The following is a 21,728-nucleotide window of genomic DNA, read 5'->3' on the forward strand; positions in this document are numbered from 1 at the left end:
GGGTGTAGCTCCAATTGGCAGAGCAGCGGATTCCAAATCCGCGTGTTGGGAGTTCGAATCTCTCCACCCCTGCCATATTTCCCTTACGGGATATGAAAAGCCTCAACTTCGGTTGAGGCTTTTTGCTATCTAGCGTTATGAAAAATAGATACTTTCCGATCTTCCACCCATACCTACCCGAAAATACCCATCAGAATCGCTCCATACAGCTTTCCAAGTTTCCTTCCGGTTCATATCCTGTCTTTTCAGCTTCAACTTCGTGGTGAGCTATACAGCCACAAATAGCGCTTGCGGCTACCTAGAGTTAATATTGCCAACAAATACCTTTCATAGAAACTCGACAACGGTATGGTCCATATCCGGTAGCTGCTCAGTAGCCAAGTCTTTTCAGTGCGTTAGCTAACCGTTTCAAGCTTATATCTAAATACAGTTCATTCTTTTTGAATTCAGATTTAAGTATCTCATCGGTAACCTCTGAGCTGTCTACCTTAGCAATAGGCAAGTCGCTATTTTTATTCAATGTTTCACCATTGGCATATAGTTGTGACTCACAGACAAGGGTTGCGAGGTCCAATACTCTGTTTAAAGGCAGTTCTTCTGATTGTCTTGACCATCTGTCATCAACTTGTCGCCAAACCTTCGCAGACAGCTCTGTTCCTATTCCATTATTCCACTGAGCTACACCTATAGATAAGCACTTTGCATCAGTGTTATTCGCTCTATGGCCATCCAAGGATTCATAGTTTGTTACTTCCAGGATAGGTTTGTGTTTTAGATTACGTGGTGCTTTCATCTTACTTTCCTTACTGAATTTAGTAGATTTACTAAATTCAGTAAAATACATAACGGTTATAACTTCAAGTTACAGTAGGTCTATAGTTACTCGCTATTTCTTCTTGTAGTATGCGTGATCACCCTTAAGACGCTATCAGTAAAGACATTCAGAGATAAATTTCAGTCCTTGTAGTAGCAATGCTATAGCGTTGCCAGTTTTCGTTTATTGTTGCTGTGGTGATGATTAAGGAAGGGATTACAACGCTAACCGACACGAGAATGACGGCAATATACAATTGCTAAAGACAGTATCTGAGATTTAAGGATAGAGTACCGTGTACTAGTAGTTCTCAATCATTTCGCTATACGAAGTTAAGATAGAAACTTACCTATAATCTATATGCTTGTGGTTGCTTTGGTTGTTTTCTTGTAGTCTGGAATAAAAACATTCCGAGTGGTAACCAGAAATCTATGAGCACTAAAATCATAACCTCTGTCGCAGATATTATCAGTTTTGCGAAATCTGAAACTGCGCATAATTTGGAAACGTGGTGGTTTAGAGGGCAGTCAGATGCTCAACACAAGTTAGTTCCTGGATTGTTTCGTCCTGTTAATGGCAAATTCTACGATGAAAACAAGCTTATTGAGGAGTTTGTCCGAATGCACCCAGAAGCGCGAGTAAAGCACGTTGATACTTTGGAGCTTCTTACTTATGCACAGCATTATGGCTTACCAACAAGGCTTCTAGATTGGTCTGAGAATGCTTTGGTCGCACTATATTTCGCATGTGCTAATGATGCGGATAGAGACGGTAGGGTTTTCTTTTTACCTAACTATATTGAAGATTTGAATGATTTTGATTATTACAATTACAACTTTGGTAAAGAGTTTACTGAAAAACTAATTGCTTATAATGATGCGGATGATTTTGACCATTTCTTTCTTTCATTAATTGAAGGCATGGATAGCCGAGGTAAAGAACTCGTACTTGATCAGATCTTTATTAATGGTAAATCGCTAAGAGATTATATGGTAGGTGAGTTTCCTACAGATCGTAGAGTTTTCCCAATCGGCGTTGACATACATTACGGTTGTACTGATACAGTGGTGCATGCTGGCTTTATGTACACCCCTAAGAGAATTAACCGACGATTAATAACTCAACAAGGTTGCTTTACCTGTCATACAGGGAAAGTGATGTTTGGGACGTCTTATGTAAATACGAATGACTTCTTTGATCGTCATTCGAGGTCTTTTATAGTTCCTAAAGCTTACAAGCAGTCCATTATGCATGAATTGAAGTACTGCGGTATCTATGAAGCGACACTTTTCCCCGAACTCGATTATCAAACTAAGCATATTAAGAGTACTTGCCTTTTTAGTCGTCCGTATTGAGAGGGGTGTTGATCGTAATAACTTATCTTACTGACATATATGAAGATTCTAATGTTAACCACATAGGAGTCTTCATGTGACCAACCGAACTATTAACCTCACCCCGTCTGCTATCAAAGCGCTTACAGCCCCTCCATCGACAAGTAAAGCAAATGATATTGAATGGTCTGATGAACAGACCATTGGTCTAAAGGTTCTCGTCGGTAGGACGGGAAACAAACGGTACCTTCTACGTTATGTCAGCCCGGTAACTAGAAAGAAAACGAGTATCGCTTTAGGACGCTGGCCAGATTTGGATGTAAACGATGCCAGAACCAAAGCACGAAAGCTAAAAGTACAAATTGCTGATGGTATTGATCCGAAGCTAGAACGTGATTCCCGCTCTGCTATTGTGATGCCAGATGTGTACACTTTTTTCCACGAAACATATCTACCTTGGGCGAAAAATCGTAAGAGGTCATGGCGTGATGATGAAACACGGTTCTTGCGATGTAAGCCCATCTACAAAATTCCCATGGATAGACTTTCTGCTCATGCCATCATGAAGCTTCAATCCCACCTCGCCACTGAAACCTATAATGGTAAACCGTATTCTGTAGCCACGAATAACAGGGTTATTGCACTTGTTAAGGGATTTTGCTCACTATCATCTAAGGTTTTTGATCTGCCTAATCATGCAACTAAGGTTAGCTTACTGCCTGAGAATGGTGCCCGTGAGCGATTCTTAAATGTTGAGGAAACTGCTTTACTGATAAAGGTTGCTCGAACTTATTACTGTAAAGTGAAAGGGAATCTGATTGCGCTATTGTGGTTAACAGGTTGTAGAATATCTGAGTTAATGGAGAGGCAATGGAGTGACGTTGATTTTGATAATCGTACACTTTTCATCAAAACGACCAAAAATAAGAAACCCCATTTAGTCTATTTATCGCCACTGATGTTGGAGTTACTTTCTGAGCTTCAGGACTTAAAGAAACCGGGGAATCCACATGTGTTTCCCGGTAGTCGAGATGGGACACATATATCACCGCCACGTAAAGCTTTGAGGTTGATACTTGATCGTGCTGGTATCGACCCTGAGGGGGTTGTTTTCCATACTGCGAGGCATTCGGTAGCGAGTAATCTACTGAACTCTGGGATGGATGTTACGTCGGTTCAGCGCGTTTTAAACCACGCTGATATGTCGAGCACGCTTTTTTACCGAAAATTTGATAGGACAGCGCTAGAACGTGGAGCGAATGCTTTGTCTGATATGGTTGAGAGAGCCAGTGAGAATATAGCGCTACCCGAACCTAAGTCATCTGAAAACTAATATTAAATGAAATAGATAGCCCCTGAATAGTTAGTTCTATTCAGGGGCTTTTTTGTATCTGGAATTTAGATGGAGAGATCGAATGAAAATTGTGAAAAGTCTTATTGATACTGAACAGTTGGAGTTGCCCTTACCGATTAAAGAGCAACTGATGTATCAGCTATTGCTTCCTTGGTCTGGCGATCGTGATGAGGCTGAGAAATTTTGGGAGGAAGTTTCCACCTGTCTGATTTTGATTGAGCGAAATGATACCGATCAAGACTTAGTTGACGTTGATGAAGATACGGAAGTCATTCTGTCATATGCGTTAGAAAACCCTGAGTTTGTCATTTTGCTACCAGACGAGACTGAATCCTATGTCTTTGCGTGCTGTGTCCATGCTGACGATGGCAGTGGAAGTTTTGTGGTGGGTTCTACGAGTAACACTACTCAAGCGATTAAAACGTTAATTGAACTGGCTGAATAAGGGGGAATTTGTATGAGCCAAGAACCTGTAACTGAGAACGAAGTTGATCTATTCACCATTGTTAAAGAAGGGCAGAGTCCAAAGCTTAGTCCTAAATCTGAGAGCTTCCTTGAGTACCAGATTGCCTATAAAGAGGATGATCAGGAGTTCTATATACGTGTTTCTAAAAATTCGTCGTCGGGATTGTTCTCGAACAGTTGGGTGCGTCTTGAAGCTATCTTTACGCTACTTGATGGTCAAGTTGGTAAAACTCTTAAGTCAGCAGCGTTGAAACCCGTAATAACAGGTGGAAGTAGTAATTCGTGTGGGTTCTTAGCGGCTATCCTGCGAACTATCTCTATCCTCGATCCTGTACCCGATAATGTGTTCTTACATCAGGTGTCTGGGCGCTATGAAGTGGTGAAGACTGAGCTTCGAGCACTAGCCTCTAACCCTGACTAATCTTTCATACCTAGCCTCGTTCTGAGGCGGTTTACTTAATTATTACAACGAGAATTTATTATGAACTTAACTCTTCAATTTGATGTTGAGCGATTTGTGCTGCCTATTAGCATAGACCTTCAAAATGCTTTAAACCGTATTTGTAACGAGTCGGGAAAGGTGTCGTCTTCAACTCAAGCTGTAACCGTCAACTTTCGAGAGCGTGCTTACTGTCCTGAAAATGGAGGGTATCACCCTGTCGAGATTCGTATCACTAGGCTTAATGATCAATGGGTTTTCGATTACATCACTGACTTTAGTTACTGTGGATTGATGCCTGAGCTAGAGAAAGAAATCGACTTTGATTTTGGGAATGGTGTGGCTTACATCCGATATATGGGTGAAGTTCCCATTACTGAATCCAGTGTCGCTGAGTTCTATTCGATGTGGGAGAGTAATTTTCTGTCCTACCTATCAATGGACTGCTTTGATGAGATTAAGGTAATGGCGGAAGATGCATAACGCTTATTAGCGTTGCGATGAACAGGAACTTGACCGGAGCGAGTAAGGGAAAAGTGCTCTACGGCTTTATCCTGTTCATTAGTTCAAGTAGGTGAATGAGTGATGGGATATTTGCTCTTAATTGATAAACCTAACTCAAGGATTGTACATCCGTTGCACCATGTTGGAACGTTTATGGACTGATAGAAAACTCCCATTGCGTCAGTGGCAATGGGAGTGAATTTAGTGGTTCTAAAATGAAAGTTTTTATACGTCGAATTATTTGATTGGTGAACTTATTTTGCATTTAGTTGTGAGTTTGCTGATAAATTAGTCATTTAATCGGACCTGGCTCAGCCAGTTATTTATTAGTTTATTAGCGTTAGCTTAAAAACAGCATCGTTTTGAGTTTTACCTTGCTCGGTATCGGTTTGTGATTCTGCTAAATCAGTCACTTTCCATACCCAACATAGGTGACTTAAAAATCAGAGCATAGTGGTAAGTTCTTGGTGAGGGAGGGCTGTAGTGGCCCAGTGAAACATCATTATGTCGCGGTAACTGGACAGCATAGTGCTCTACCATCAAGAAGGTACTGTTCACCGTCACTCAGTGTGCTGGCCTTCTACTTGGTTGAATCTAAATACGCTTGAAGCTCTTGCTTCAACAAGTAACCTATCCAATCAGGCGAGAGTACCTCTGCATGAGGTAGCCACGTTTTAAGTTGGCGTAGTAATTCTGGAATATCCTTGGTTTGGTGACTAATTAACACATCACCGGAATCTAGCTCTTTCAACATTCGGAAGTCATCAGCGTTACCTTCATTTAAGAAGGCTTCTACCCCTTTGGCGCTCATTTGAATAAGGACATCAATGGGGGTGAGTAACTCACCTTCGTATTCACAACCAGTCAGCTTTTGCTCAATGCTAGGGTCAGGATAGTATTTATCCTCGTAACGCACTAACTCACGAATCTTAGCCACTCTGAGAGACTCTAGACGGTTTCTGTGTGTCCCAGCGATGTACCAGTAGCCGGAGTCATTCAACAGTTTGTAGCTGTGGAACTCCTCGTAGGTTTCCCCTTCATGGCTAAAGCTAATCACGTTTCGTCGTTGTATCGATTCGATAAGTTTCTCGAACACTGAAGCACATTCACTAATATCCTCAACTTGTGGGTTCTTGAAGAGAAAGGGCGGTGTGGTCTTGTTGTTCAATACGCCATTGCTTAGGTAGTGCTTGCCTGAGAACAAAGTATCGAATCCCATGTTTAACAGCAGGAGAGATAGCTCATTATTAGTCTGTCTGCCTAGGAACTTGGGGTCTAACGAGTAACAAGCACCATCACGCTGAATCGGTAGGTAGTTTAACCGTTCATTGAAGTCACGATTTAACGTCCTTCTTGCTACCCCAAATTCACGACTTAAATCATCCAAATGCAACTTCTCACCTGTATTTAAACGGGTAAGGATAATGCCAAGTCGTTTCGCTAGTTTGTCATGCTCTTTCATTCTACGCATTGTAGATAGGTCGCTCGTCAGGTGGTGTCGTGGTCGGAAAGAACCTGATTATTTCTAGCTAATTTTCATAAGGTTACTGATATTGCTATAGCTTTCATCGGTTACCCCAAGGTATGTCTTACAAGGCATTCATCAATCATTTCAATATTTCTACATCTGAGCGACACACCCTGTCGTTCACCCCTTCTAAACTAATCATTCACGTTAACGCCGTCTCTTATAAGTGGCGTCATTACGTATTTAAGGAAAACAACAATGAAAAAATCAATCATCCTGCTAGGTCTAACTTCGCTATTCGCATCTTCAGTATTCGCAGGCGGCACGTTCGGTGGTAATCCGGGCGATATCTCGAAAATGAAAGAACTACTAGAGCCACAATGGAATGGCAAGGCAGGTATTCAGAACACAGCATCTTACGGAGTTATCGTGCAATGGAAAGCGGATGTCTGTGGAACAATGAATGGTCATGTTACGGATGTGACTCAATGCGGCCCAGATACTCCGAAAGGTAAAGCACAATAAGTTTTGTTGCGGAGCTTGGTTCACGATATCCCAGTTTCGAAATTGGAACTCTCTAGGCTGAGGTATCAATGAGCTCCGCAACACCCACAATCAACCAACAAGAAGGAGCCTTAACATGGCGATTAAATCAATTACAACACTCGTTACAACCTGTCCTGCATGTGGTGAACGTGCTTATGATGATGGTAGCTGTCAGGTGTGCGGTCACTCTCACTAAAGCTGTATTGGTAAAAATATAAGGGGCGTATGCTTAATTGAGTACGCCCCTTTTTCATATCTAAAGAAAGGAGAATCATGATGAAAGCATATGATCGAGTCATGCCTCAACAAAGATGGTTTAAGCCAAGCGTTTCAACTGGATTGAAGGGAGCACAGTACGGGACTGCTCTGGGCGCTAGGTTTGGTCCTCAAGGCGTTGTCCTCGGTGGTGCAATCGGATTTGTCAGTGGGGCATTAATCGGTGGTGTTCTGGATGACCTAGACGTTTTTTAGCTATTGAAGGAGTAGGGGGTGTCTCTACTTCTTTTTTCTTACATTGATGATTCAGAGTTCGTATTGACGACGGCTTCGATATGTCGAGTTACGAAGATATTAAAGATAAATTTCACAACCAGTGTTAGCAATGTAGAAGTGTTGCTGATGTTCGTTTCTTTATCTAGTCACGATAATTCACTTTGTCATTGCTGTGCTCATTCTGTTCTAAATTCAGCACTGTCCCATTGCACTAATATCAGGTTCTGAAATTAACGGTCTGGCATCAAAAAAGTAGTCTTTTTCTATAGTCTTTTTCGACTTGAGTAAGCCTTTTAATCTATGTCACACGCTTAGACACCTATATCGAAAGCCTTTACCGATTATCAAGTTTGCCTTGAACTTTAGAACACTATATTAACGGTGCATTTTTGATATTTCGATTTTGTGCTGTCTTCAAAGCAACTAAATAAAGGTGAAAAAATGACACGTAAGACTAAGAAAAAGGGGTTCATCTTGACCCTTGATAAACATACTTTGGCATTGAAGCTGATCGCTTCGATTATCCGATTGCAAAACCTATATATCCTACTAGACAGTAAAGGACGACAAGTTTCCTATGCAAAGTTGACGGGGGAAGAAGGTAAGACGGTTGCTGATGCCGATGTATGTACTGTTGAAGTGATTAAGACGGGCAGTTTTATCAATTTAGGTAAAGGTAATTACGTTCGTTGCGCTAATGTTGAAGCCGTTGAGGTCTGTAATGGTCAAAAACGCAAAGGTATTTTGATTCGTGGAGAGGGTGACGCGATCCTGAGTTTCTTACCTATCTCCCAATCGGAAATCCGCGAGAAGGTAGCTGATGCATTGCATGATGCGCTGGTTTCTTATGAAGCGGGTAAGTTTGTACAACCAGATCTAAATGAAATTCTATCCACTCACTAATCGTAAACAGGTAAATGATATGAACACTCTAAAACTGAAAGACTTAATCGAAATGATCAAAAAATGTGGTGAAGACTGCCCACGAGGGAATAGTAAAACTATGGGGGGGCTACTCGCTCACTGTATCGAGAGTTGCGAAGATGAACATGGAACAATGCAGCAATCTGCTTATTTAATGAAGTATGTGCGTACCTGTATGAATAACAACGTTGAAAAGAAAGGTGTCGATACCATTGGTTATGTGCAACTAATCAAGTTTGTTAAGTCATGGGCTCGTACAGCAAAGTTTAAGTAAGAATAACATCGCTGTAATACGGTCTAGCAAGCCACTGCCTACGTGCGCACCATTCAATACCAGTCTTTTCTAAACTAGTCTCATCTCCGAGCACCTCTTTATTACCGATCTTTCTATATCCGATAACCGACGAAGTGTGTCCGGTCATGGATGTACTTCGTCTTTTTTATTTTAACGAATGGATAAACAAAAGATGAAAGAGTTAGAAACATTTCCGAAAACAACATATCAATTGATGCGTGAAACTGAGCACGAATTAGAAGACTTCCTTCAATCTACGTTCTTCGATACAAAATCATTGCTTTTAGATGATCAAGTTAGCAAGTTCGAAGCCGAGCTGGGAGGGCGTGAGGAAGCTAAAAAGGAAATAGATAAACGTATTAATCGATACTTAGAGGGGATTAAATCTGCTCCATGGGCGGCGATACGTGGTGAAGGTAAAGCAATCCACATATCGATAGATTCTGAGTGGGTCTTTAACCAAGAGGCAGGTAAGAACGATATTCTTTGCTACTCATACAGTGTTCGCATTGGTGATAAGTCGTTTAGTGGCGTGAAACATACCGACATGGCGAAACTGATCAAACAGTGTCGTGATCAAGGGCTGTCGAAGGACGAGGAAATGGATAAGCGTAAACAGCTTACCAAGAAAGGCTATAAGATCAGCTTCGACAAGTTCATCCAAGAGTTGCTGATAAAAGCTAAAGCGCGGGGTTTCATCGATGAATGGCCGGAGCATACCTTTATCTATGCGCATTTCCTTCGTGCTGATATTGCCTCGTTCGAGGAGTTTTGGAACATTGGTACAAACAACAAGAACCATAAGAATTCATTGACAACGGTGCAAGGTACTGTCACATCTGGTCGTGGTGCTTACGGTATCGATCTGGACTCCATTGGTCGCAGTAAATACAAAATAGAAAACACCAAGTTCTACTCTGCATCTAACAATGCTTTCGAAACCAAAGTCCGCTTCGTAGATACCATGCTGCTTAGCAGCAAGGCATCACTCGACGAGATCGGAGAGTTGGTCGGTTTCCCCAAGATGACGCTACCAGACAACATGATAGAGCGCATGGACGACTTGTACTGTAAGGATACTAGCTTGTTCAATCGATATGCTATTCGTGATGCTGATATTGCCTTGGAATATGGGTTGCGAATGCAGAAGTTTGCGTTGGTCGATCTTCGTAAAGATATCGGTCTGGAGCTGAATAGCCTGCCTTCGACATTAGGCAATCTCGGTGTGTCGTTGTTCCGTCATACGTGCGGCAGTACAGCAGCAATGCATGATTTCTTAGGATATGAGACGCGCAAGAAACAGTACTATCACGCTAAGAGCAATGGTATCCGTAATTCCTACGATATAGCTAAAACAGTTAGCCGTGAGTATACCGATAACCTAGCGGTGTCTGCCCTATATGGTGGTTGTAACTTCGGAGCTTACTTTGGTGTAAGTGAAAAAGGAGATTACTTCGACTTTGATTTATCAGGAGCGTATACGACTAGCCTCGTATCTTGTCTCAAATGTGACTACGCTAATACGTTTGAATCGAAAAATATCGAAGACTATTTGGGACACACCATGGGGTTTGCGTATGTTCGTTTTAAACACCCCGAAGGTATCAGGTTCCCAGTGATGCCTTGCCGTACAGATCTACGTGGTATCTATTACCCTATGGAAGGTGAGACGTACGTGACGTCACCTGAGATCAAGTTAGCGTATGATATCGGATGCGAAATCGAGATCCTACATGGGATGGTTATCCCATGGGTAGAAGGCTCTACGTCTATGTATAAGGACTTCACTACGATAATTCGTAAGCAGCGAGCTAAGTATAAAAAAGAAGGAAATGAGATTAATTCTCATTTGTGGAAGTTGATTGGGAATACATTATATGGAAAAACTTTACAAGGTTGTAACAATTCCAAAGGGTTTGATTTGGCAACAGGGTTAAGTAAAAACATTCCATATTCACCAGTAACTAATGCCCACTATGGTGCCTATTGTACGTCTTTTGTCCGCGCAACTATGCTGGAAGTCATACATCGTTTGCCTCCAGAAGTGCAATTAATTAGTGCTACAACAGATGGATTTTTGACCGATGCTGCACCTGAACAGCTAGAGCAATGCTTAGATGGTCCATTAGCACAACGCTTCCAGCAAATCTGTACCGAAGTCAGTGGCGAAGACATGATGCAACTAAAGCACCATGCTAAACAGATTATCTCTATGAAGACTCGTGGACAATTGACTGCTGAATTGGGTGATACAAAACCAATATGCGCTAAAGCGGGGATAAAAGCACCGAAAGGCGTTGATGAAAATGAGTGGATGGTTGAGTTGTTCTTAGATCGTTATCCAGGTCAGAAGGTCGCACGTAAACATTTAGCATCAGCACGTGACCAATGGTTAAAAGAGATGGATCTTGTCTCTATCCACACTGAACAGACACTTAACCTCGAATATGACTTCAAGCGTCGTCCTGTAAATCCTCGTATGGTGGAAGTTCGTCACCCTAAAAGCGGTGAAATGGTAGAGCATCTATCTTTCGAGACGGTTCCATGGAATACCGTTGATGAGGGTTTAGATGCTCGTACTTACTTCGACGAGTGGCGAGTAAACAACTGCTTAAAAACGATGGAAGATTGGGACAATTGGATGGACTTCTACAAGGTTCGTCGTTATCTCAAGGGGACAGGTGTTAAATACCTAGAAGATGGCTCAGAGGGCATTTTCAAGGTACAGATGTTACGAGCTATCACTCAGGGTAAATGGGGACTACCAGAAGCACCAAAACGCGCTCCACGAGGTCATTACGATAAGATGGTCGCTACGTTTGAAGCGGATGGTATCGAAGGAATCACCAAGCAAGATCTCGCAAATGCAAAGGGACGTAAGCTACTGGAATCAGCGTTACCAATTACATCACGTATGCTTCCATTACTGTCTTGGTTTGTTAGTGAGTATCCGATGGTAGATATGTCGCTTATTTTCCATCCAGACGAGGTTGATGAAGCGGTATCGATGCTTGAAGAATACAACCATGACCATACTGAAAAACTCGCTGCGTAGTATCACGAAACACTCTCAAAGCCAGATTCCGAAAGGGATCTGGCTTTATATTTCAGAACCAGTGGTAGCAATGTAGTGGAACGATTGCTGTTGTTTATCTGCCGTGTGCTGGTGGATTGTCCGAAGATAGTAGAGTAGCAATCTTGCTGAAGTAATCACGCACTCTACTACTGCTACTATCGGGGTTTGAAATTTAATTATCCACATTATTGCCTTTTGAGCGGTCTGGGTTAGCTCTTACGTATTTATCACCCTCAACTTCAACCGTATGAAAGTTTGGATGCTTACCTTGTTCCACTTCTTTAACGAGGGTCTTTCTGTCAACAACGCCTCTACCGGGAATAGTGTATGTTTGGTTTTCACCATTCTCACCGTCTTGGTTGCCTTTGATGTTGTTAGCCATATCTGCCTTCCAATTATATTGATTACTCTAAGGTAAAATTAATATAGTTGATTTTTATGCTACTGGTGTGATATCTGTTTGCATTTTATTAATCGCTTCTTACTAGGCATATCCTGCTGTAGTAGCATAGATAAAACTATCAGTGATAACTGAATGTACTCAAAGGAGTTACATATGGAAAAAGTAACTGTAGCTAACATGCTCCCAGGTGGTGTGCCTTTCAATGACAGTAATGTTAATCCGACTTGGAAGGCGCACGTACAAACCTCTGACGGGGTGAAGGTTGCATTTGTGAAGTTTGTAGACCCTCGTTCTCTCTACGTTGAATGTGTATGCGCAGTTATAGGTAGAAGTTTAGGTTTATCAATTCCCGCACCACTAATAGTTAGGGTTACTAACGCTGCTATGAGTAGTGTTCCTGTTGGAGAGGCAATACTTGCTTTTGGTTCTGAGGATGCTAAGTATCCAAGCTTTAGACGTTATATAAATAGTGACTGTGCAGAAGCAATGAAAAAATTGGCGGCTTTCTCTAAGACTATTGATGTCGGTATTTTTGATGAGTGGATTGCCAATTGGGACCGGAACATAGGTAATATGCTCTATGATGGTAAAGATGATTTTTATTTTATAGATCATGAAAATGCGGTACCCCAAGATTTAGAATGCCACTTACCAGCCAAAGACAATCAAATCTTGAGGTGTTTGTATTCTAACCTCAGTGAGTTTGAAAAGCATAAGTTGGGGAAAGGAGTTGATAACGATTTTGCTCCAAAACTTAGGGCGATACCGTATGCTTTACTTTCGGAGAAAACCCTTGCTTCACATTACCTAAGTGATAGTGAAATTACTCAGGTAATAAGTTTCTTGTCGGATAGAGTGAGTAGTATTAAAACGTTATTCGGTCTAAGAGTTGGGATCCAGCAACAAGGTTTTGCCATATGAGCAGTATAGATATGATATTTCCAGAAATGCCCCAGTATGAGGGCTCTTGGCAAGCTATCTATTTTGAGCCCGTGGTTGGCTCTGGAGAGCGTGTGACTATAGCTGTAGCTGCTTTTGGTGTTTCAGGTGAGTGTCAGATTATACAGTCAATAAGAAGTGAGTTATTGGAGTGTTTATACGGCATAAATGCTCCTAGAATTCGCAGTATGATTGATATGGTGCTCCAATCATCAAGAACTTACTATCGTAGTGAAAAGACTCTTCAAGGTTGGAGAGCTCCTTTTGATGGTGTGTTTCTTGGTCAGTTGACCCGTGCTTTAGATGATGATTTAACGGGAATACTTAAGCAAGCAATTCGGTTTTCATCTAGCTTAAGTTCGTTGGCATTGGATGCTGACAGGGACGAAGATGAAGATGTACAACCTAAACGGTATTCTGCAAAATTTTCGAAGAATATACAGACAGAATTGTACAATATTAACTCTTCATTAGATGATGCGTTTAACCAAAAAGTCAAAGTCTCTGAAAGTGATGTTTTAACAGCATTTGGGTTTATGAATGATAGGTATGTTTCGAACTTTGGTTTACTTGTACCTACGAGAATGTCGGGTTCTTTAAATGCTATCAAAGCGCGGATTTTTGATATTGAAGCGTTAAAGAAATCGTCTTATTTGATGATGCCCGAGAGGTTTGAAGTGATTATAGGTACCCCCTCATTTTCTGATCCAACGTTATCTGATAAGTCGATAGTAAGATTGAAAGACACTTTAGAGATGGTTGAAGAGATTGCTCTAAAGGAAAATATTAATGTGTTTCGTGCGGAGACTGCTTTGGATGCCGCTAAGCATATAAACCGAATGGCTGCATAGTTTGCATTACTGGTAGTATAGGTTGTGGTGACTAATCTGCGAGTGCATATTTGCTTGCGAAGTTTCCATATGGCTCATGCCAACATAGTCAGGTTTGTAGTTTGGTTATGTCTTTAATGCAGCGAAATTATTTATTCCAAATCCGCGTGTTGGGAGTTCGAATCTCTCCACCCCTGCCATATATCAGGCTCTGGCTTAGGTCAGAGCCTTTTTTGTATCTGGTTTCTTCTCATTATTATAGCTTATTTCTACTCTTATCCCGTAAGTATGGCTTTCTGCTGTACTTTGGCTGCATTTAATCTACTGAACGAACGAAACTACAGTTAGCTGTAATGATCAGTGGCCCGAAATTTTAATAATAAAGGGGAATCACTATTTATATTTAGTTACACTCAACCGATCTGGATTAATGAGTAACTATGTATGGATATATCTCGTCGACGCTTTCTTCAATCATCCTTAGCAATCTCCGCGCTTGCCGTTCTACCTGCATGTTCTCTATCTAGGAGCACTAATAAGCAGGGGCAATATATATACGATATCACTGCAGAACCTTCTACTGCAGAATTGGTCCCTGGGTTTAACACAGACGTACTCGCATTTAATGGTTCGATTCCAGCGCCTGTGATTCGTTGTCGCCAAGGCGAGAAAGTTATAATTCGGTTTACTAACAAGCTTTCAGAGCCGACTACAATCCACTGGCATGGCTTGCGAATCCCTATTGAAATGGATGGTGTCCCTTTCTTGAGCCAGCAGCCTATCATGCCAGGTGAAACATTCGTTTATGAATTTACACCACCAGATGCGGGCACATTTTGGTATCACCCACATATGAATAGTGTGAAGCAGCTTGGTATGGGCTTAGTCGGGCTAATTGTCGTTGAAGAGGCAGAGCCGGTTCAGTTTGATGAAGAGCATGAAGTCGTCCTCAAGCATTGGCATTTAGACAAACTAGGTCAGTGGAAGAACCTTATGGTGCCGCGCTTGAGCGCTCGTATGGGGACTCCCGGAGAGTGGAGTAGCGTCAATGGTGTGCATGAACCTGTTTATACGCTGAAGCAGAATGCCACTACGCGATTAAGAATTGCTAATGTCGATAATACCATTACTTACCCGATCGCTATTGAAGGTGCAGAGGCTTGGGTTATTGCTATTGATGGTAATCCTGTTAAAGCGCCTTATAAGCTCACTCAGCACAAAATTGGTCCGGGAATGAGGTTAGATATCGGATTGATTGCTCCGAAGGCTGGAACACGTGTTTATGTGCGTCAAATGAAAGGACGCTTCCCATTCCCTTTGTGCGAGTTTGACGTTGTTGAGTCTGACCTGTCGAACAACCAGAAACTGCCTTTATTACCTCTCAACCCTGTGCCAGATCTCGATTTGAAAAATGCAGAGCAAATCGATTATGTGTTTGAGTGGGAGGGGGCGATCACTCCTGCTGATCAATCGGGCAAAGCGATCCCCCAATTCTGGCTGATGAACAAACGGGCTTGGGAGGGAATGAGCAAAGATAATATTCCAGCGCCGCTTTCAACATTGGAGATTGGAAAAACCTATATCTTCAACCTAAAGAACGTCACCCAATATCATCATCCTATTCATCTTCATGGACACACATTTACGGTTCTTGAGTTAGATGGCAAAAAACTCGACGAACCGTTTCATACCGATACGGTCTTACTTGGAAAAAACGGCAGTGCGAAAGCGGCATTTGTTGCAGATAACCCAGGGCGTTGGATGTACCATTGTCATGTAATTGAACATATGAAGACGGGTTTGATGGGTTACATCGAAGTAAAGTGACTCCTGTAACTTTTAAAATCTTGATAAGTTTTAAGCGCTATACTTTGCTGAATTCTAAGATTGTATAATCACTATTGCCGTAAATTTGATTACAATGTCGCCATTAACTTTTCTGGGGGAATTATGGGACAACTATCCGTTTTGGGTTTTATTGCATTGGGTGGTGCATTTGGTGCATGTTCTCGTTACTTAATTTCTGAACTTTGTGTCATTTTATTGGGGCGTGGTTTTCCATATGGTACGTTAACCGTTAACGTTGTTGGCTCATTTATGATGGGCTTATTGATAGCAGCTTTCGATAATGAACTTTTGGCAACGGAACCTTGGCGACAAGTGATTGGCTTGGGTTTTTTAGGCGCACTAACGACGTTTTCCACCTTCTCGATGGATAATGTGTTGCTCATGCAGCAGGGCGCTTTCTTTAAGATGGGATTGAACGTATTGTTGAATGTCGTGTTAAGTATTTCAGCTGCGTGGCTAGGCTTTCAATTATTGATGCGCAGCTAGCAAAGTAGTTAAAAATTGAACAGGTCGGCTTGGTTTCACCAAGCCGTTTTTATATACTGATATCACTTGTCGGAGTGCCATAAGGCTGAGACCGTTAATTCGGGATCCGTTGAACCTGATCAGATTAGAATCTGCGAAGGGAACAAGAGAAGATATTCACACCGGAGTTCTTTCTGGTTGACCTATCAAAAGTCGAATGTTGTTACAGGCAAATATCGTAAGCTTTAACTAGCCTTAATTTGACTCCTCTTGTCGCATCTATCCGCCAAGCATTTTTATCCAATTACTTTTTATCTAGTATAACAAAGCAAGGAAAAATGCTATGTCGAGTCGCAAACAAGCGAGACTGGAAGCAAAACAGTTCATTGATACACTCTCGGTACAACCGTACCCCAATTCAAGCAAAGTCTACGTAGAAGGCTCACGTCCAGATATTCGTGTACCAATGCGTGAAATATCACTCGCTGATAGCCTTATTGGAGGCACAAAAGAAGCGCCTATATTCGAACCTAATGAGCCAGTACGCGTTTACGATACGTCGGGTGTATACACAGATCCAGAGCACACCATAGACCTCTATAATGGCTTACCTAAGCTGAGAGAAGGGTGGATTGAAGAGCGCGCCGATACTGAGCTACTTGATGAAGTAAGCTCGGTGTACACCAAAGAACGCTTAGAAGACGAAACACTAGACGATCTTCGTTACGGTAATTTACCACGTATTCGACGTGCCAAAGATGGCCATTGTGTGACTCAATTGCACTATGCTCGCAAAGGTATTATTACCCCAGAAATGGAATATATCGCGCTGCGTGAAAACATGGGGCGTGCCAAGTATCGCGATGAAGTGCTGAATCAACAGCATCCGGGTCAAAGCTTCGGAGCGAACCTACCAAAAGATATTACCGCCGAATTCGTGCGCAAAGAAGTCGCCGAAGGTCGCGCTATTATCCCTTCCAATATTAACCACCCAGAATCCGAACCAATGATCATTGGACGTAACTTTTTGGTCAAAGTGAACGCAAACATCGGTAACTCATCGGTCACTTCTTCGATTGAGGAAGAAGTAGAGAAGCTCGTTTGGGCGACACGTTGGGGGGGCGATACCGTTATGGATCTCTCTACTGGACGCAATATTCATGAAACTCGCGAGTGGATTCTACGTAACAGTCCGGTTCCGATCGGTACCGTGCCAATGTACCAAGCGCTTGAGAAAGTGAACGGTGTTGCGGAAAACCTTAACTGGGAAGTGATGCGCGATACCCTGATTGAGCAAGCAGAGCAGGGCGTTGACTACTTTACTATCCATGCCGGTTTACTACTTCGTTATGTTCCAATGACTGCAAAACGTGTGACTGGTATCGTCTCTCGTGGTGGTTCTATCATCGCGAAATGGTGTTTAGCGCACCACCAAGAAAGCTTCTTATACACCCATTTCCGAGAGATCTGTGAAATCTGTGCTAAGTACGATGTTGCACTATCTCTTGGTGATGGTCTGCGTCCTGGCTCGGTTGCTGATGCTAACGATCAAGCGCAATTTGCAGAGCTTCGTACTCTTGGCGAATTGACCAAGGTTGCGTGGGAATACGACGTACAGGTGATTATTGAAGGCCCTGGTCATGTTCCAATGCATATGATCAAAGAGAACATGGAAGAGCAGTTAGAGCACTGTCATGAGGCTCCTTTCTATACCCTTGGTCCGCTGACGACAGACGTTGCTCCTGGTTACGACCATATTACTTCAGGCATCGGCGCTGCCATGATTGGTTGGTATGGCTGTGCAATGCTTTGCTACGTAACTCCTAAAGAGCATCTTGGCTTACCAAACAAAGAAGACGTGAAAGTAGGCATGATCACTTACAAGCTTGCTGCGCACGCCGCTGATTTAGCGAAAGGGCACCCTGGCGCTCAAGTTCGTGATAATGCGCTTTCTAAAGCTCGCTTCGAGTTCCGCTGGGAAGATCAATTTAACTTGTCGCTCGACCCAGATACTGCTCGTGCTTTCCATGATGAAACCTTGCCTCAAGAGTCCGGCAAAGTTGCTCACTTCTGTTCGATGTGTGGACCAAAGTTCTGCTCGATGAAGATCTCGCAAGAGGTACGAGAGTATGCGAAAGACACTGAGCAAGTTGTTGCGGACCAAGCTATATCGATCAAAATGCTGGATGATCCTCTTGAGGGGATGCGTCAGAAATCGCAAGAATTTAGAGAGTCAGGTTCTGAACTATACCACCCAGCAGCACATGCCGAGGTAAGTGACTAATGAGCAAAATCCTTATTCCGTCATCATTGATTGAACTGACTGGTTTAGTTCAGCAATGTTTGTTGTTGGCGAAAGAACAGGGTTTTAGCATCGAAGACATTGAGTTGGGTGTAAGCCCAACTCAATCTATTCAGCTTGTTCGCGACCAACAGACCACGCGCATAACGACAGATCTTATTGATGGTTATGACTCTGAGAATGAGAGTTCATTTGTGCTCTATTACCGCTCTGCTTTATCGGTAGAAGCGTGTGCTAAGCAACCGTCGAAAGCGATTTATATTGGCATTGCTGATACGCAAGTATCCGATGAAAAGGAGAAAGTGCTTCAGCTTGATATCTGGCGTCACCCAATTAATAACGAAGTGAGAGCGCTTTCCGTTAAGTCCAAATTCAACGCAATGTTCGCTCCCAAATATCACCTTGCTTGGATAGTAACGCTGACAGTACTCGATTTTCCTATCGAAGATGCGTTAACACTTGCTCGAGGAATGTTAACTCAACAAGCGAATGTTTCACGTGAAACACTGTTGAATGACAACCTTGACGAGGGACGAACTACTCAGTGGGCTGACCAATTTGATGATTTACCCACGCCTGTACTGGAGGATAACCGACTAGGTATTCAAGTTGGTTGGTCTGCACAAGGCGAGAGCGTTAGCTTTCCAACTCTAACTAAGCAAAGTCTGGGGCTCTATCCAGTCGTTGATGATGTTGCTTGGATTGAGCGTCTACTGCCACTAGGCATCAACACTATTCAACTGCGAATCAAGAACCCACAACAAGCCGATTTAGAACAACAGATCATTCGAGCAATTGAGCTAGGTCGTCAGTATCAAGCACAAGTGTTCATCAATGACTATTGGCAGTTGGCAATCAAGCATGGCGCTTATGGCGTTCACCTAGGACAAGAAGACATAGAAGAATCGAATTTGGCTCAGATAACTAAAGCCGGCATTCGTCTTGGTCTTTCTACGCATGGTTATTACGAACTACTTCGCATCGTACAAATTCATCCTAGCTACATCGCACTAGGGCATATTTTCCCAACCACCACAAAACAGATGCCATCGAAACCACAAGGTTTGGTGCGCTTGGCTTTGTATCAAAAGCTGATTGATAGCATTCCTTATACAAAAAATACAGAGGCTGCTTTCAGACCTGCAAAAGACAAAGCAGGTAGTGACTGTGTGCTTGGCTTTCCGACGGTCGCAATTGGTGGCATTGATCAATCTAATGCAGACCAAGTTTGGCAAACAGGTGTTTCTAGTTTGGCGGTTGTGCGTGCTATTACGTTGGCAGAATCACCTCAGTCCGTTATCGAGTTTTTTGCACAACTGATGAAGGAAAGACAACTAACGTTTACTGATCTGAATAGTGAATTTGCGGATACCAAGAGAGGCGAGCATGCTCACGAATAAGCAGTTTCTTCGTTATCAACGCCAAGTCGCTCTGCCTGAAATTGCCGAAATTGGGCAAGAGCGTTTGAGCAAATCGCATGTGCTGATCATCGGTTGTGGTGGATTAGGGAGCGCAGCGAGTTTGTACTTGGCATCAGCGGGTGTTGGTAAATTGGTTGTGGTCGATGACGATGAAGTTGATAGCAGTAACCTGCAACGCCAGATCATTTATCGTGAACAAGACCTCCAAGTTGCGAAAACAAAAGCGACTGTAAAGCAACTCACTGACCTTAATTCTATGGTTCAAATTCGTGCTCTCAATAAGCGATTAGACAAAGCACAGCTGCAGCTTGAGGTGATGCTAGCGGATGTGGTGCTCGACTGCACCGATAACATGCCAACGCGCCAGCTAATTAACCAAGTTTGTTTCGAGCAAAATACGCCACTTATCTCAGCGGCAGCAATTGGTTGGCAAGGGCAATTCGCTGTCTTTGATTACCAAACACCAAGTGAACAAGAAGCGCAGAGTAAAGCCTGTTACCGCTGCTTGTATCCGTTTGACGAACTACCACAAAGTCAAAAATGCAGTGAGAGCGGTGTCGTCGGTCCGGTGGTGGGCACACTTGGTAACTACCAAGCGATAGCGGCAATTCAAAAACTGGCGACGGGAAAGTTTCATGTCGAGACTGCCAAGTTGCATCTGTTTGATGGGTTGAAACTGCAATGGCAAACCATGGTGATAAGCAAAGATAAACAGTGCCAAGTGTGTGCTCAGATTTAGCTTACGAGTAATGGGCAGAATTAAGAGAGTTGGAAGCAATGACGTTATCAGAACAACAAACAACACAAATGACTGCGGCTGCCTTAGATGTGATCACTATTGTCATCAATGACCAGTCACATCAAGTTGCCAGTGAGTCGAATCTACGGCAAATCATTAGTCAATTTGCGCTGCCCGAAATGGGCTGTGTTTTTGCAATTAACAACAATGTTGTGCCGCGCAGTGAGTGGGCTAGCACAGTTCTTTCACAGGGAGATAGTATCTCTTTGTTTCAAGCGATCGCAGGGGGTTAAAGTCGATGCTTAAAATTGGTGATAAACAATTCGAATCAAGACTGTTCACGGGAACAGGGAAGTTTGCCAACAGCCGATTAATGGCAGAAGCGATTCAAGTATCGGGTTCTCAACTTGCGACCATGGCGTTGAAGCGTGTGGATGTGAACGACCAACAAGACGATCTTTTGCGGCCGTTAGTACAAGCGGGCGTGAACTTATTGCCGAACACCTCAGGTGCAAAGAATGCTAAAGATGCTGTGTTTGCAGCACAATTGGCGAGAGAAGCGTTAGGTACAAACTGGCTAAAACTGGAAATTCATCCAGACCCGAAGTATTTGATGCCCGATCCAATTGAGACACTTGCAGCCGCTGAACAACTGGTTCGTGAAGGCTTCATTGTCCTTCCTTATTGTCATGCTGACCCGGTTCTGTGTAAACGATTGGAAGAAGTAGGCTGTGCTGCAGTCATGCCATTAGGTGCGCCGATCGGTTCCAACAAAGGGATAGTTTCTCACGATTTCCTAGAGATCATCATCGACCAAGCTAATGTTCCTGTCGTTGTTGATGCGGGTATTGGTGCTCCTTCACATGCCGCGCGTGCGATGGAAATGGGCGCGGATGCCGTGCTAGTTAATACTGCGATTGCAGCTTCGAGCGATCCCGTTGCGATGGCGAAGGCATTTAAGTTGGCGGTAGAGTCGGGGCGTATGGCTTATGAAGCCGGACTTGCTGGTAAGGTTTCTCATGCGGTTGCGTCGAGTCCACTGACGTCATTCCTAGATGAGCTTTAGTCCT

22 protein-coding genes and 1 riboswitch are annotated in these 21,728 nt (G+C 42.9%); of the genes, 19 read left to right on the forward strand and 3 right to left on the reverse strand.

What is annotated here, in order from left to right:
- Positions 1-370 precede the first annotated feature (370 nt).
- Positions 371-793, reverse strand: coding sequence for a DUF6530 family protein (locus R7P35_RS20315; protein WP_063517809.1), 423 nt, complete (start codon positions 791-793; stop codon positions 371-373).
- Positions 794-1,245: 452 nt separating this feature from the next.
- On the opposite strand from R7P35_RS20315, the gene R7P35_RS20320 reads away from it, so the two are divergent.
- From R7P35_RS20320 to R7P35_RS20340, 5 genes are all read left to right on the forward strand, one after another.
- Entirely contained in the window at positions 1,246-2,169 is a 924-nt protein-coding gene (locus tag R7P35_RS20320; RefSeq protein ID WP_063517808.1) for an FRG domain-containing protein, read from the forward strand.
- A gap of 76 nt (positions 2,170-2,245) precedes the next feature.
- Positions 2,246-3,481 (forward strand): site-specific integrase, encoded by a 1,236-nt coding sequence (locus tag R7P35_RS20325; RefSeq protein WP_262657933.1) that lies wholly within the window; start codon positions 2,246-2,248, stop codon positions 3,479-3,481.
- 82 nt (positions 3,482-3,563) lie between these two features.
- Positions 3,564-3,947: a hypothetical protein gene (locus R7P35_RS20330; protein WP_262603110.1), complete on the forward strand. Its 384-nt coding sequence runs from the start codon at positions 3,564-3,566 to the stop codon at positions 3,945-3,947.
- Between the two features lie 12 nt (positions 3,948-3,959).
- Positions 3,960-4,388 carry a hypothetical protein gene (locus R7P35_RS20335; RefSeq protein WP_031779441.1) on the forward strand — a complete coding sequence of 143 codons (429 nt, stop codon included), beginning with the start codon at positions 3,960-3,962 and terminating at the stop codon, positions 4,386-4,388.
- 60 nt (positions 4,389-4,448) lie between these two features.
- Positions 4,449-4,889 carry a DUF2787 family protein gene (locus tag R7P35_RS20340; RefSeq protein ID WP_031779442.1) on the forward strand — a complete coding sequence of 147 codons (441 nt, stop codon included), beginning with the start codon at positions 4,449-4,451 and terminating at the stop codon, positions 4,887-4,889.
- Positions 4,890-5,490: 601 nt separating this feature from the next.
- Here the strand turns inward: R7P35_RS20340 and R7P35_RS20345 are convergent.
- A complete protein-coding gene (locus R7P35_RS20345) occupies positions 5,491-6,372 on the reverse strand; it encodes a WYL domain-containing protein (RefSeq protein ID WP_104975708.1) in 882 nt (293 codons plus the stop codon).
- A gap of 264 nt (positions 6,373-6,636) precedes the next feature.
- Here R7P35_RS20345 and R7P35_RS20350 point away from each other — a divergent pair, with 264 nt between their 5' ends.
- The 5 genes from R7P35_RS20350 (at position 6,637) to R7P35_RS20370 (ending at position 11,690) form a co-directional block, all read left to right on the forward strand.
- Complete coding sequence (locus tag R7P35_RS20350; protein WP_017086930.1) at positions 6,637-6,903, forward strand: hypothetical protein; 267 nt, start codon at positions 6,637-6,639, stop codon at positions 6,901-6,903.
- A 297-nt stretch (positions 6,904-7,200) separates the two neighbouring features.
- Complete coding sequence (locus R7P35_RS20355) at positions 7,201-7,395, forward strand: hypothetical protein (protein WP_262657960.1); 195 nt, start codon at positions 7,201-7,203, stop codon at positions 7,393-7,395.
- 462 nt (positions 7,396-7,857) lie between these two features.
- Positions 7,858-8,319, forward strand: coding sequence for a hypothetical protein (locus R7P35_RS20360; protein ID WP_262657936.1), 462 nt, complete (start codon positions 7,858-7,860; stop codon positions 8,317-8,319).
- Positions 8,320-8,338: 19 nt separating this feature from the next.
- The gene (locus tag R7P35_RS20365; protein WP_017084385.1) at positions 8,339-8,614 is read left to right on the forward strand and encodes a hypothetical protein; all 276 of its coding nucleotides are present in this window, start codon (positions 8,339-8,341) and stop codon (positions 8,612-8,614) included.
- Between the two features lie 193 nt (positions 8,615-8,807).
- The gene (locus R7P35_RS20370) at positions 8,808-11,690 is read left to right on the forward strand and encodes a DNA polymerase (RefSeq protein ID WP_318092534.1); all 2,883 of its coding nucleotides are present in this window, start codon (positions 8,808-8,810) and stop codon (positions 11,688-11,690) included.
- Positions 11,691-11,883: 193 nt separating this feature from the next.
- On the opposite strand, the gene R7P35_RS20375 is transcribed toward R7P35_RS20370, so the two are convergent.
- A complete protein-coding gene (locus R7P35_RS20375) occupies positions 11,884-12,093 on the reverse strand; it encodes a DUF3892 domain-containing protein (protein WP_262657943.1) in 210 nt (69 codons plus the stop codon).
- A gap of 174 nt (positions 12,094-12,267) precedes the next feature.
- On the opposite strand from R7P35_RS20375, the gene R7P35_RS20380 reads away from it, so the two are divergent.
- From R7P35_RS20380 to R7P35_RS20420, 9 genes are all read left to right on the forward strand, one after another.
- The gene (locus R7P35_RS20380; RefSeq protein WP_104975702.1) at positions 12,268-13,035 is read left to right on the forward strand and encodes a HipA family kinase; all 768 of its coding nucleotides are present in this window, start codon (positions 12,268-12,270) and stop codon (positions 13,033-13,035) included.
- Positions 13,032-13,904 carry a hypothetical protein gene (locus tag R7P35_RS20385; protein ID WP_258489465.1) on the forward strand — a complete coding sequence of 291 codons (873 nt, stop codon included), beginning with the start codon at positions 13,032-13,034 and terminating at the stop codon, positions 13,902-13,904. The genes R7P35_RS20380 and R7P35_RS20385 overlap by 4 nt, the downstream gene beginning before the upstream one ends.
- 423 nt (positions 13,905-14,327) lie before the next feature.
- A complete protein-coding gene (locus R7P35_RS20390; protein ID WP_025768959.1) occupies positions 14,328-15,710 on the forward strand; it encodes a multicopper oxidase family protein in 1,383 nt (460 codons plus the stop codon).
- Between the two features lie 123 nt (positions 15,711-15,833).
- Positions 15,834-16,217, forward strand: coding sequence for a fluoride efflux transporter CrcB (crcB, locus tag R7P35_RS20395; RefSeq protein WP_213905064.1), 384 nt, complete (start codon positions 15,834-15,836; stop codon positions 16,215-16,217).
- 60 nt (positions 16,218-16,277) lie between these two features.
- A riboswitch (TPP riboswitch) is annotated at positions 16,278-16,376 on the forward strand.
- 163 nt (positions 16,377-16,539) lie between these two features.
- Positions 16,540-18,480, forward strand: coding sequence for a phosphomethylpyrimidine synthase ThiC (gene thiC, locus R7P35_RS20400; RefSeq protein ID WP_025768960.1), 1,941 nt, complete (start codon positions 16,540-16,542; stop codon positions 18,478-18,480).
- On the forward strand, positions 18,480-19,898 hold the full coding sequence (locus R7P35_RS20405) for a thiamine phosphate synthase (RefSeq protein WP_025768961.1): 1,419 nt from the start codon (positions 18,480-18,482) through the stop codon (positions 19,896-19,898). Before thiC ends, R7P35_RS20405 begins: the two co-directional genes overlap by 1 nt.
- Positions 19,885-20,658, forward strand: coding sequence for a HesA/MoeB/ThiF family protein (locus tag R7P35_RS20410; RefSeq protein WP_213905065.1), 774 nt, complete (start codon positions 19,885-19,887; stop codon positions 20,656-20,658). The genes R7P35_RS20405 and R7P35_RS20410 overlap by 14 nt, the downstream gene beginning before the upstream one ends.
- A 38-nt stretch (positions 20,659-20,696) precedes the next feature.
- Positions 20,697-20,951, forward strand: coding sequence for a sulfur carrier protein ThiS (gene thiS, locus R7P35_RS20415; protein WP_054575515.1), 255 nt, complete (start codon positions 20,697-20,699; stop codon positions 20,949-20,951).
- Between the two features lie 5 nt (positions 20,952-20,956).
- Positions 20,957-21,724 (forward strand): thiazole synthase, encoded by a 768-nt coding sequence (locus R7P35_RS20420; protein ID WP_318092535.1) that lies wholly within the window; start codon positions 20,957-20,959, stop codon positions 21,722-21,724.
- Positions 21,725-21,728 lie beyond the last annotated feature (4 nt).

The organism is Vibrio sp. Vb0304 (genome assembly GCF_033338995.1).
In the GTDB taxonomy this organism is placed as follows: Bacteria; Pseudomonadota; Gammaproteobacteria; order Enterobacterales; family Vibrionaceae; genus Vibrio; species Vibrio alginolyticus.